Raw genomic sequence first — 12,526 nt, forward strand, 5'->3', positions numbered from 1 at the left:
TTATTTTAAACAACAGTAACCTGTTCCTTAGCCATCACCTGATGAGCTATTTGCAACAAGTTTGCTTCGCTAAACTTCTTTGTGATGATCTGTACACCATATGGCATCCCGTTTGAATGCCGGTACAAAGGAACGGATATAGCCGGAACCCCTGCCAGATTTGCCAGTACCGTATAAATATCAGCCAGGTACATGGCGATAGGGTCATCTGTTTTCTCCCCTAATTTAAATGCTGTGGATGGCACAGTTGGCATTAAAATGGCGTCGTACTCTTCTAGTATATCGTTGAGTTTATCTGTAACAAGACGCCTAACCTGTTGTGCTTTAGTATAATATGCGTCATAGTAGCCCGCGCTCAGCACAAAAGTCCCCAGTAATATACGACGTTTTACCTCTTTTCCAAACCCCTCGGATCTACTTTTTTTGTAAAATTCAGTCAGATCCAGGTTTTTCTCAGCGGTCCGGTGTCCATATTTCACCCCATCAAAACGTGACAGGTTGGAGGATGCTTCGGCTGTAGTAAGCACATAATAGGCTGGAACTACATGGTCAAGGTATTCAAAACTCTTTCCTGATACCGTATGACCCAATGACTGTAAACTTTCAAAGAAATCAATATAGCCGTCTTTCATTTCTGCGTCCAGACCATCATGATACTGGGCATCTCTTAAATACGCAAATTTGAACGATTTATTGTCTTCAAGGTGTGCCTGATAGTCAGGGACTTCTTTTTGGGAGGCAGTACTATCAAACTCATCCGGTCCGGCAATTACCTGTAGAACTGCCGCCACATCGGCAATATCCTTGCCAAAAATGCCTATCTGGTCAAATGAAGAAGCATAAGCGATAAGCCCGTAACGCGAAATGCGGCCATAGGTGGGTTTCAGGCCAACTATACCACAAAAATCGGCCGGTTGGCGAACAGAGCCACCGGTATCACTCCCCAGGCTTAACTGGCAAAGATCGGCCTGTACGGCTACAGCAGAGCCGCCGGAAGAACCACCCGGTACACGGGAATTATCCAGGGCATTGAGTGTAGGTCCGAAAGCAGAATTTTCATTGGTAGATCCCATTGCGAATTCATCGCAGTTAAGATTACCAATGATAATGGCATCCGCCTGCAGCAGTCTCTCAACTGCAGTAGCGGAAAACAGGGATGTAAACCCTTCCAGAATACGGGAAGCGGCACTTACATTATGGCCTTTATAGCAGATTACATCTTTAATACCAACCACCACTCCTGCGAGAGCACCCAGCTTTTCACCCTTTTTAATACGGGTATCAAGCTCGCGTGCCTTCTCCAGGGCCTCCTCCTCATATACTTCCAGGAAGGCATTCAAATGTTTTAGCTGGGCTATACGGTCGAGGTAATAACGTACTCTCTCCGTACAGCTTGTACTGCCGGCGTATAATGCTTTATGGAAAGTAGTTATACTGCTGAATTCAGACAAGACTAAACCAGTTAAAAATTAAATTAATATCAGGAATACACTCTTTTCAGGGAGTTGGCTGATAGCTACGCGTTGTTATGTTGCGAAGCATCCGGTATTACAGTGCTCGTTGTGTGCGGAGCGTCTGTAGTTGCCGGTGCAGAAGGTTGAACAGGTCTTTCTTTCATACCTTCTTCTATTTCCTGGCGCACATTGTTTTTGGCGTCATTAAATTCACGGATACCCTTACCCAGGCCACGCATTAATTCAGGTATTTTCTTGCCTCCGAAGAGCAGCAACACTACCACAGCAATTAACAGCAGCTCGGACATACCGATATCCTGGAGAATCAAAAATGATGATTTAACAAAAACAGCAGTCATCGTCTCAAAATTTATATTGTTCAGCCAACAAAGATAGGGCATAAAATCGGCTTTTTCACCCCTTTGGGCTATGCCGGAGGAGTTTTAATACCATTTTAAGCACACGAAAAAAGCGGCACCGGTAAGGTCCCGCTTTTAACAAATTTCCCTGTATTTATACTAAACCCTTTTTTCTTTGATACGGGCCTTCTTACCAGCTCTTTCGCGCAGGTAGTAAAGCTTAGCTCTTCTTACCTTACCCACCTTGTTCAACACGATACCATCGATATGAGGAGAGTAAAGCGGAAACAGTCTTTCCACACCAATGCCATCAGAAATTTTTCTAACAGTGAAAGACATTGTTGATCCTGTACCCTGGATTTTCAACACATCACCTTTAAAGGACTGAATCCTTTCTTTATTACCTTCCACGATTTTATAGTTGACAGTGACGTTGTCGCCTGCTTTAAACTTCGGGTACTGTTTGTTAGCTGTCAGTTGTTCGTGAACAAACGAAATTGCGTTCATCTTTCAAATATTTATGGGAGTGCAAAAGTAAGTCAAGAAATAGCATTTACCAAATTAAAAATCAAGAAAGTATATTGTTCAAATGGTAAAGCAATCTATATGACCTATGTATCATTAAGTTATAACAGGTCGGGCCTGCGTTGTTTTGTTCGTTCTACCGATTCCTGGTGCCGCCATTCCTCGATTTTCTTATGATCTCCGCTCATGAGGATCTCCGGCACTTTCCAGCCGCGGAACTCTTCCGGGCGGGTATATACCGGCGGCGCCAGCAGGTTATCCTGGAAAGAGTCTGTTAAGGCGCTGGTTTCGTTATTCAGCACCCCAGGCAACAGTCGGCCGATGGCATCCACCAGTACTGCCGCCCCCAGTTCTCCCCCACTCAGCACATAATCCCCGATGGAGATCTCTTTCGTGATAAAATGATCGCGGATCCGCTGGTCTATCCCCTTGTAATGCCCGCAGAGCATCAGCAGGTTGCCTTTAAGCGACAGCTGATTAGCCATTTTCTGGTTCAGCGTTTCGCCGTCGGGCGTCAGGTAAATCACTTCGTCGTACTGCACCTTAGCCTGCAGTGACTCAATGGCATTTACGATGGGCTCCAGCATCATTACCATTCCCGCACCGCCGCCAAACTGGTAATCGTCGACCTGGCTGTGTTTCAGGCTGGAATATTGCCGGAGCGGATGTACGTGTACTTCCAGTAAGCCCTTGGCCTGCGCTCTTTTCATGATAGAATGCGACAACGGACTTTCCAGCAGTTCGGGTAATACGGTTATTATATCGATTCGCATAGCGTATTAGCTTTTAGCAGTTAGCTTTTAGCAGTTAGTCTTTAGCGAGTCACTAAAGGCGAAGTGCTCAAAGCTATTATTCTCCTGTGTACAATTCAATCAAACCATCGGGCAGGTTCAGGTGCACGGTCTGCTGTTTCTTATCCACCTTCACCAGTGATTGCTCATTCACCGGCAGCAGGGCTTCTTTGCCTTTTATAAACACCTTTACGAGTACCTGCATGGGCATCTCGATCACTTCCTCAATAGTGCCCAGGGGCCCGTATTGCTGGTCTTCCACGGCGTAACCCAGCAAAGCCAGGGGAGCAGAGGAAGCGGTTTGTTGTTTAAAGTCATCTTCCTGCAGGTATACCTGTGCCGGCATCAGTTTATGGGCGGCTTCCTTCGTGTCTATCCCTTCCAGCTTGATATATACGTTTTCTCCGTCCTTAACGGTCACCTGTTGTACAAAGTAGGGAATAAAGCTGTTTTTCCGTTCTTCCAGGAAAATCACGGTTACCCCTTTTAGAGCGGATCTTTTACCCAGGCTATGCCTTAAAACCAGGTCGCCCTGCAATCCATGTGCGGATGCGAGCTTCCCGATACTGAAATAATTATTAGCCATATTAGCTGTAAGCTTTTAGCAGTTAGCTTTTAGTGAGTTCCTAAAGGCTGAAAGCTGTTTTTTAGCGGTGTTAGTCCTGCGTTGATTAATTACAACCAGTTGCCGGCTGCAGATAGTAAAAAGCAGGTTCAATAAAAATTAAAAAAGGAAATATTTGCGGCTGCAAATATTTCCTTTTTCAGGTATTGTTAAAACGTTGCCGTTTTATGCTTCGGTACCTTCTTCTGCTGCTGGTGTTTCAGTCGCAGGAGCAGCCGGAGTGTCTTCTACCTTTCTTACGATTGGAGCAGCAATCCTTGCTTTCTTGTGACCGTCGCGGCGGGCAGAAACTTTTTGTTCGTGCTCAGCTTGCCATTGTGCAAACTTCTGGTAAGCAGTAGGCTCGTCGAACAGGTTCAAAGTAACACCTCTTAACAGGTGTTTCAAATACAATACACCTTTAAATGACAAGATTCTTCTAACAGTGTCAGTAGGTTGTGCACCTTTCTGCAACCAACGCAATGCCTTTTCGGTATCGATGTTGATGGAAGCCGGAACTGTTAAAGGATTGTAAGTACCAATTTTCTGGATGAATTTACCATCTCTTGGTGCGCGCGCGTCGGCTACTACGATAAAATAGAAAGGCCTTTTTTTCGCGCCATGTCTCTGCAGTCTGATTTTTACTGGCATAAATAAGTCGAGTTATTTTTTGCGAGTTAGGAAATATTGTTTAATTAGGGATGCAAATGTAATCAGTAAGTTGGTATTTGCAAAATAAATTTATCGGTCCCCTGGTTTTCTCCAAAAGCTAACGGCCGGCCGCTCATCGCTTTTATCTCACCATTCCTTTCAAACCCTTACCACCACCACCAAATTTATTCATCATCTTCATCATCTGGCGCATCTGTTCAAATTGTTTCATGAACTGATTCACATCCTGGATGTCCTTACCGGCGCCTTTTGCGATGCGTTTGCGGCGGCTTCCGTCGATCATATCAGGGTCGGCACGCTCTGCCTTCGTCATGGAGTTGATCATGGCTTCAATGCCCTTAAAAGCGTCATCGCTGATATCCAGGTCCTTTACGGCCTTACCAACGCCAGGAATCATGCCCATCAGATCTTTCAGGTTACCCATTTTCTTGATCTGCTGCAGTTGCTCTTTAAAATCGTCAAAATCGAACTGGTTCTGGCGGATCTTCTTTTCCAGCTTTTTGGCCTGTTCTTCATTGAATTGCGCCTGTGCACGCTCTACCAGGGTGGTGATATCACCCATTCCCAGGATACGCTGGGCCATACGTTCGGGGTAGAAAACATCGAGGGTATCGAGTTTTTCTCCCATACTCACAAACTTGATAGGTTTTTCTACCGTGTATTTGATCGTAAGGGCCGCACCACCGCGGGTATCACCATCCAGCTTGGTCAGTACCACACCGGTAAAATCAAGCCGATCATTAAATGCCTTGGCGGTGTTTACCGCATCCTGACCGGTCATGGAATCCACCACGAACAGGATTTCCTGTGGTTTTACCGCTGCTTTTACCGCTGCCACCTCTGTCATCATCGCTTCGTCTACCGCCAAACGACCGGCGGTATCTATGATCACAACATTGAAATTGTTGGCTTTGGCGTGTTTGATGGCATTTTCAGCGATCTGAACCGCATTTTTGTTTTCGGGTTCGCTGTATACTTCTACGCCGATCTGTTCTCCCAGTACTTTCAGCTGATCAATCGCCGCAGGACGGTAAATATCTGCTGCTACCAGTAAAGGCTTTTTATTTTTCTTTGTTTTCAGGAAGCTGCTGAGCTTACCGGAGAAGGTGGTTTTACCGGAACCCTGTAAACCTGCAATCAGCACTACTGTAGGACTCGCCTTGAGGTCAAATTCCGCCTCAGTGCCGCCCATCAGGTCCACCAGTTCATCCTTCACGATCTTTACCATCAGCTGTCCGGGAGAAATGGAGGTTAATACTTTCTCTCCCAGGGCCTTATCCTTTACTCTATCCGTAAATTCCTTGGCAATCTTATAGTTCACGTCCGCGTCCACCAATGCACGACGGATCTCTTTAACAGTAGTGGCGATATTTATTTCGGAAATCCGGCCTTCACCTTTAAGCTGCTTAAACGCGGAATCGAGTCTCTCTGATAATGATTCAAACATTGTTGGTATTTTAAACGGACTGCAAAAGTATATTTTTTTAGCGGAATTTGTCTTTACCAGGATTAAACTGATTAGCAGGATTGTCCTGATTTTTTTTATCAGGATTAAAAAAGATTAGCGAAGACAAATGCGATATCCGCACCAGTCTTCGCTAATCTCTAAAATCTTTACAACACAACTAAAAAATCAGGATCATCAGTTTAATCACATTAATCCTGGCCAGTTATCCGAGGTAGTTGCGGAGCAACTTACTTCTGGAAGTGGTTCTGAGTTTGGTGATGGCTTTGTCCTTGATCTGACGTACGCGTTCGCGGGTCAGGCCAAATTTTTCGCCGATATCTTCGAGCGACATGGGATGTTCTACGGCGATGCCGAAGTACAGCATGATCACATCTTTCTGGCGATCTGTTAAAGTAGAGAGGGAACGTTCTATTTCGCGACGGAGGGAATCATGATGATCCAGTTCTTCGTCGGCGCTAACGGCGTTCGGATTCTCCAGTACATCCAGGAGGGAATTATCTTCTCCGTCAATAAACGGTGCATCCATAGACACGTGGCGGGCGGCTACGCCGAGGGTAGCTTCCACTTCTTCCGTGTTAATTTCCAGGATGGTAGCGAGTTCATCGGGAGATGGTTCTCTTTCATATTCCTGTTCCAGCTGTGAGTACGCCTTGCTGATCTTGTTACTCAGGCCCACTTTGTTGAGTGGCAGGCGAACGATCCTGGATTGTTCTGCCAGCGCCTGCAGAATAGACTGACGGATCCACCATACTGCGTAGGAAATGAATTTAAAACCGCGCGTTTCATCAAAACGTTGAGCAGCTTTAATTAACCCGAGGTTCCCCTCGTTGATCAGGTCACTGAGCGACAGCCCCTGGTTCTGATACTGTTTCGCAACGGATACCACAAAGCGAAGATTTGCTTTAGTAAGCTTCTCCAACGCTCTCTGATCGCCCTGCTTGATCCGGATAGCCAGGTTTACCTCTTCTTCCGGCGTAATTAAATCCACTTTCCCAATCTCCTGTAAATACTTTTCCAGGGATTGAGACTCCCGGTTGGTAATGGATTTAGTGATTTTAAGTTGGCGCATTGACATAGAGTCGGAACAGTTACAGGTTAATAAAAAGTTAAGATTTGATGAATGCCTGACAAAAATAACTTTTTTTAGAAAGCCACCAAAAAAAATCTATTGTTTTTAAATCATTTCCAAATAAAATCGATTGATCATTAAGGGCTTGCAATTGTCGCGGAAATTCGCCACTATGGAGGCAAAACAGCGGGCGCTCCCATATGTTGAATTTTAATATTTATTAAATATTTAATATGTATGGTTTTAGTAAGGCGTGTAAAGTTTTTATGTATTCTATAAAAAAAAACCGTAAATTATTTTGACAGAGTAAAATATTTTCTATAATTGCAACTGGATGATATTGATTTACTAATTATTTGAGAGATGTCTAAGAAAGTGCTTTACGAGTTAGAATTTCCGGTACGGTGCTCACCCGGTATCCTGTATGAATTCTTATCTACGCCAGCTGGTTTACAGGAGTGGTTTGCAGATAGAGTTGATTTCAGGGATAATGTTTTTTCCTTTTCCTGGAATGGCACTGCCGAAGAAGCAGAAGTCCTGGAACAGGAGGAAGATGAGTACATCCGGATGCACTGGACGCATGCTCCCAAAGATGAATATTTTGAGTTCCGTATACAAATTTCTGAAGTAACGAATGAAACTATCCTGGTAGTAAAAGATTTCGCAGAGAAGAAAGAGGTGAAGGACCAAAGTCAGCTATGGGAATACCAGGTGAAAGATCTCTTCCACCGCATCGGCAGCTAAGCTCCCTTTTTATTATCAAGTATACTGAGTAGCGTAGCATAGGCTGCTACTACATCGGTAATTATTTCTCCCCAATGACCGATCACGAAAGGTTTTGCCAACTTAATGAAATCGTTCCGGCTAACCAGCGTCTTCCACTCATGTAAACTCAACTTATCTATGAAGCAGTAGTTTCCATTTTCGAAATCATGCTCCCAGGGATTTTCCTGTAGGTATACCTGAAATCCTGCTTCCGCCAGCTTCATATATGCTTCTTCCAGGACAGTACTGAAATGTGCTTTCACTTTACCCGCCAGGTGCAGGGTAGCGCTGAAGTAATGCCCCCACCAGAACATGGTGCGGAAAGCAAATACATCTGATTTACTGAAATAACGCGGGTAATCCAGCATTACCCAGGGCAGTCCCTTGTACTGTTCCCCTTTCGAAATCTTGCCTCCCTGTAACAGCCATTCCGGCTCAAAAGGAAAATCCGTCTCCCGGTCGTAAGCCGCCAAGGCTGTCTGCAGGTTTCCCATCAGCCCCATCACCTTCTCTATTGCACTGTTTTTCAGGCGAATAAAATGCGTGCTGCCTATAATAGCCGCCTCCTCTGGTGTTAAATCAAAATTTTCCATATAATTTTAACGGTATTTTCAGGTTGAGCTGACCACTCCTTTGTGAAATCGTGCTAACTTTACCGTTTATGTAGTATCCCGGATAGTAAAATACGAATATCGGGATTCCATTTTTTTTAATACCGCATTATCAGTGAAAAAACTCGACAAACTCATCATCAAAACGTTCCTGGGTCCCTTCGTTGCTACCTTTTTTGTTACCTTGTTCGTGCTGGTAATGCAGTTTCTCTGGAAATATGTGGATGACCTGGTGGGTAAGGGGCTGGATACCGGCGTGATCATACAGCTGATCGCCTATACCAGCGCCACGCTGGTAACCCTGGCATTACCGCTGGCGGTATTGCTGTCGTCGATCATGACCTTTGGCAACCTGGGAGAAAGTTTTGAGCTGGTGGCCCTGAAATCGTCCGGTATTTCCCTGCTCCGGTTTATCCGGCCCCTGTTGTTTGTTTGTACCGTTATCGGTATCCTGGCCTTCCTGTTTGCCAACTATGTGATCCCGGTCGCCAATCTCCAGGCAAAATCTTTGCTCTACGATATTACCAACTCAAAACCGGCGTTTAATATCAAAGCCGGGGTTTTCTATAAAGATATCCCTGACTACACCATCAAGGTGGCGCAGAAAGACAAGGATAATCAAACCATTCACCAGGTAATGATCATCGATCATAAAAACAATAATGCGGTGATCCTGGCGGAAAAAGGGCAGATGGTACTAACGGCCAACAAACGTTTCCTGTATTTTGTGCTGGAAAACGGCTGGCGTTACGAAGAAAGAGGAAACCGGGGCTATACCGTTCCCGGCGACATGATAAGACAGGGTTTTAAAAAATACAGCAAGGCATTTGACCTCAGCTCGTTTGCCTTTAACCGCCTGAACATGGACCTCTTCGCCTCCAACCAGCAAATGCTGAATGTACGGCAGCTGGATGTGGCGATAGATTCTATGCAAAAAGTAGAGAACCAATTCAGTAAAACCGTAAATTCGTATGTAACTGTTCGTTATCCTTTTTTTAAATGGAAAGATTCAGCCTGGGCCAGCAGTGCCCCACCGCTGAAAGCAAAAAATTTTGAAGAGGTGGTACCGGAGAAGAACCTCCGCTCCGTGCTCGACAGAGCCGAACAAAACGTGCGTGAAACACAAAGCGCCCTGGAACAGCCCACGCAGGAGTATGAAGACAAACACGGACTCATACTCATGCACAAAGTAGAATGGCAGCGGAAATTCACACTGGCAGCAGCTTGCATTGTGATGTTCCTGATCGGAGCCCCGTTGGGTTCCATCATTCGAAAAGGCGGTTTGGGGACCCCATTGGTTTTTGCTGTGATATTCTTTGTCATCTTTAACGTATTCTTCATGATCGGGGAAAAAATGGCCAGAAGCGGCGTCATGTTTACCTGGTCGGGAATGTGGTTATCCAATATGGTACTCCTGCCCATTGCAGGTTTCCTTATTGTTAAGGCTATGAATGACTCTCAGCTATTTAATAAAGAATACTATTTTCGCATTATTCAAAAAGTAAAGAAGTTCTTACGAAGATTTAAAAAGCAACCTACAATTTAAAACCTACAGAATTGAAAACGCTGTTTACACTGTTCAGGAAGAATACCTACTTCTTCCTGCCCTTCCTGCTATGGCTGATAGTAGGAGGAGTGATGTTGGCAACTTACAGCCAAAGGGAGTTGTTCCTTGGTATAAACGGGGAACATTCCGAATGGGGCGATGTGATTGTTACCGGGTTAACCTACCTCGGTGACGGGATTATGTTTGGAATAGTGTTGTTTCTGATGCTGGTAACGCAAAGATTCAGGCTATTTTTTATCGGGCTGGCCGTACTCCTGCTGGTAACACTGGTGGTACAGGTAGCCAAACATTATTTTAACGCGCCCAGGCCCATCAGCTATTTTGGTGATGAAACGGCCACCCTGGTGCATACGGTAAGATGGGTAAATGTGCACAGCAGTTGCAGTTTCCCTTCGGGCCATTCTGCCGGAGCTTTTGGCATGTTCAGCTTTCTGGCTGTTATATCACGCAATAAAAAGCTCGGTTTACTGTTAATAGGAATGGCGCTGTGCGCTGCTTACTCCCGGATCTACCTGGCACAACACTTTTTTGCCGATGTATATGTGGGTAGCATCGTAGGCACCCTGAGCACTATTATTGTATACGGATTTTTTAAATTCAGGGATACCACGTCGTCGCCTGAAGTATGTGCCGAAGCAATGCTGCAGGCTAATACAACGTCGTAAAAATTACGAATTACGAATTAGGAATTACGAATTTGCAGGGAGATAGAAGCAAAGGCCGATCTTCGCTTTTATTATCTCCCTGCAAATTCGTAATTCCTAATTCGTAATTCGTAATTTTGATTTTCTTAAAAACTGTCAATGAAATACCTATTGATCGCCCTGGTGGCTGCTTTACTATTCATCCCTTTTCTGGGTGCTGTACATTTATTTGACTGGGACGAGATCAACTTCGCCGAAGCAGCCCGGGAAATGATAGTGAGTCATAACTATAGCCAGGTGCAGATTGACTTCCGCCCCTTCTGGGAAAAGCCACCACTGTTCATCTGGATGCAGGTGGGCAGCATGATGCTGTTCGGCGTGAATGATTTTGCCGCCCGTTTCCCAAATGCCATTATCGGTATAGCCACTATCGTTAGCCTGTTTGCCATCGGCAAAAAGTTGGCGGATGAACGATTTGGCTTCTGGTGGGCACTGGTATATGCCGGTTCCTGGTTACCACATTTCTATTTCAAGTCAGGTATTATAGATCCTACCTTCAACTTCTTCATATTCCTTTCCATCTACTTTGCCTATCGCATCGGTTATAACAGCAAGTCATTCCGCATGGCCATTTTCAGCGGTTTGTTCCTTGGCCTGGCAGTGCTCACAAAAGGCCCTGTAGCTATCCTCGTGGCTTTACTGACATTACTGGTATACTGGATCTGGAATAAAGGAAAAATCAATATCCGTTTTTCGCATCTCGGACTCATCGCTTTGTTTGCCTGTATTACCACCCTGCTGTGGTTCGGATATGAAATTATTGCACATGGCTGGTGGTTTGTCAACGAATTTGTAGCTTACCAGGTCCGTTTGCTGACAACAGAAGATGCCGGGCATGGCGGACCATTTTTCTATCACTGGATTGTATTGCTGATAGGCTGCTTTCCTGCCAGTACCTTCCTTTTCACCTATTTACAGGGCAGGAAGAAAACCATCTACAGCACTGCTGCCGCTACAGAGATGAAGGATTTCAAAGTATGGATGTGGGTATTGTTCTGGGTAGTACTGATCCTGTTTTCCATTGTGAAAACCAAAATCGTACACTATTCTTCCCTTTGCTATTTCCCCCTCTCCTTCCTTGCTGCGTGGCAGGTATATAAATTGTCTGAAGGTAAACAACAACTGCGTGGATGGAATATCGCGCTCATCCTGTTTATCGGTATTGTGCTGGGGCTCGCCATCGCCGTACTGCCGCTGGTAGGAGTATTCAAGGATATGCTGATTCCATATATCGGTGATAAATTTGCTGTAGCCAATCTCCAGGCTGCCGTACCATGGTCAATAGCGGAAACCGCCTACGGTGCCGGCTATATTATTCTGGTGATTGTGAGTGGTGTGTTACTGATGCGGAAACAGATCTCCAGGGGATTGCTCTGCCTGTTCATCAGCTCTATCCTGGTAATACAGGTAACAGTGGTGCATTTTGTACCCAAAATAGAAGCATACTCCCAACGCGCGGCAATAGACTACTTTATTTCTCTGCAGGGAAAAGACGTATATGTGAAAGCGTTAGGGTACCACAGTTATGCACAGCATTACTATTCAAGAGAGCAGCCTCATACCAATAAAAACTACTACGACCAGGAATGGTTGCTGAACGGGGCTATCGACAAACCCGCCTATTTTATTTGCCGCATTACCGACAGCGAGCCTTACCGTAATCATCCCAACCTGGAAGTGATCGGGGAAAAGAATGGGTTTGTGTTCCTGAAAAGGAAACAATGATTTTCTTGCCCGGGATTTTTTCTTGCCCAGGATTAACGGTGATTATGATGATTTTCAGGATTTTTTCTTGTGATTATAATTTGATTTTAAAAGATTCGGGAAGATCTAAACGAATTTATCCGCTTAGATCTTCCCGAATCTTTTAAAATCAAAAAAGAAAAAATCCTGAAAATCATCATAATCACCGTTAATCCTGGGCAAGAAAAAATCCC

13 protein-coding genes are annotated in these 12,526 nt (G+C 44.9%); 4 read left to right on the forward strand and 9 right to left on the reverse strand.

The genetic code is table 11. The features are described 5' to 3' along the window. Positions 1 to 5: 5 nt before the first annotated feature. The 8 genes from gatA to KE626_RS33685 all read right to left on the reverse strand — a co-directional run bounded on the left by gatA (position 6) and on the right by KE626_RS33685 (position 6,942). The gene (gene gatA, locus KE626_RS33650) at positions 6 to 1,451 is read right to left on the reverse strand and encodes an Asp-tRNA(Asn)/Glu-tRNA(Gln) amidotransferase subunit GatA (protein WP_211977481.1); all 1,446 of its coding nucleotides are present in this window, start codon (positions 1,449 to 1,451) and stop codon (positions 6 to 8) included. A gap of 65 nt (positions 1,452 to 1,516) precedes the next feature. Then, positions 1,517 to 1,813: a Sec-independent protein translocase subunit TatA/TatB gene (locus KE626_RS33655; protein WP_211977482.1), complete on the reverse strand. Its 297-nt coding sequence runs from the start codon at positions 1,811 to 1,813 to the stop codon at positions 1,517 to 1,519. Positions 1,814 to 1,972: 159 nt separating this feature from the next. Next, positions 1,973 to 2,320 carry a 50S ribosomal protein L19 gene (gene rplS / locus KE626_RS33660; RefSeq protein ID WP_079473603.1) on the reverse strand — a complete coding sequence of 116 codons (348 nt, stop codon included), beginning with the start codon at positions 2,318 to 2,320 and terminating at the stop codon, positions 1,973 to 1,975. 119 nt (positions 2,321 to 2,439) lie between these two features. Beyond that, positions 2,440 to 3,111 (reverse strand): tRNA (guanosine(37)-N1)-methyltransferase TrmD, encoded by a 672-nt coding sequence (trmD, locus tag KE626_RS33665; protein WP_211977483.1) that lies wholly within the window; start codon positions 3,109 to 3,111, stop codon positions 2,440 to 2,442. 76 nt (positions 3,112 to 3,187) lie between these two features. Continuing rightward, positions 3,188 to 3,715, reverse strand: a complete 528-nt coding sequence (rimM, locus tag KE626_RS33670; RefSeq protein WP_211977484.1) for a ribosome maturation factor RimM — start codon at positions 3,713 to 3,715, stop codon at positions 3,188 to 3,190. A gap of 204 nt (positions 3,716 to 3,919) precedes the next feature. Further along, positions 3,920 to 4,384, reverse strand: a complete 465-nt coding sequence (gene rpsP / locus KE626_RS35115; RefSeq protein WP_211977485.1) for a 30S ribosomal protein S16 — start codon at positions 4,382 to 4,384, stop codon at positions 3,920 to 3,922. Positions 4,385 to 4,526: 142 nt separating this feature from the next. Then, on the reverse strand, positions 4,527 to 5,852 hold the full coding sequence (gene ffh / locus KE626_RS33680; protein ID WP_211977486.1) for a signal recognition particle protein: 1,326 nt from the start codon (positions 5,850 to 5,852) through the stop codon (positions 4,527 to 4,529). Between the two features lie 223 nt (positions 5,853 to 6,075). Continuing rightward, positions 6,076 to 6,942, reverse strand: a complete 867-nt coding sequence (locus KE626_RS33685) for a sigma-70 family RNA polymerase sigma factor (RefSeq protein WP_079473598.1) — start codon at positions 6,940 to 6,942, stop codon at positions 6,076 to 6,078. A 363-nt stretch (positions 6,943 to 7,305) separates the two neighbouring features. Between KE626_RS33685 and KE626_RS33690 the strand changes: the two genes are divergently transcribed. Continuing rightward, positions 7,306 to 7,686, forward strand: a complete 381-nt coding sequence (locus KE626_RS33690; protein WP_211977487.1) for an START-like domain-containing protein — start codon at positions 7,306 to 7,308, stop codon at positions 7,684 to 7,686. Here KE626_RS33690 and KE626_RS33695 read toward each other — a convergent pair. Next, on the reverse strand, positions 7,683 to 8,300 hold the full coding sequence (locus tag KE626_RS33695) for a hypothetical protein (protein ID WP_211977488.1): 618 nt from the start codon (positions 8,298 to 8,300) through the stop codon (positions 7,683 to 7,685). The two genes, KE626_RS33690 and KE626_RS33695, sit on opposite strands and share 4 nt — an antisense overlap. 133 nt (positions 8,301 to 8,433) lie before the next feature. On the opposite strand from KE626_RS33695, the gene KE626_RS33700 reads away from it, so the two are divergent. The 3 genes from KE626_RS33700 to KE626_RS33710 all read left to right on the forward strand — a co-directional run bounded on the left by KE626_RS33700 (position 8,434) and on the right by KE626_RS33710 (position 12,314). Then, positions 8,434 to 9,864 (forward strand): LptF/LptG family permease, encoded by a 1,431-nt coding sequence (locus KE626_RS33700; protein ID WP_211977489.1) that lies wholly within the window; start codon positions 8,434 to 8,436, stop codon positions 9,862 to 9,864. Positions 9,865 to 9,875: 11 nt separating this feature from the next. Further along, complete coding sequence (locus KE626_RS33705; protein WP_211977490.1) at positions 9,876 to 10,550, forward strand: phosphatase PAP2 family protein; 675 nt, start codon at positions 9,876 to 9,878, stop codon at positions 10,548 to 10,550. 138 nt (positions 10,551 to 10,688) lie between these two features. Further along, on the forward strand, positions 10,689 to 12,314 hold the full coding sequence (locus KE626_RS33710) for an ArnT family glycosyltransferase (protein ID WP_211977491.1): 1,626 nt from the start codon (positions 10,689 to 10,691) through the stop codon (positions 12,312 to 12,314). Positions 12,315 to 12,526 lie beyond the last annotated feature (212 nt).

This window comes from Chitinophaga hostae (assembly GCF_018224885.1).
In the GTDB taxonomy this organism is placed as follows: domain Bacteria; phylum Bacteroidota; class Bacteroidia; order Chitinophagales; family Chitinophagaceae; genus Chitinophaga; species Chitinophaga hostae.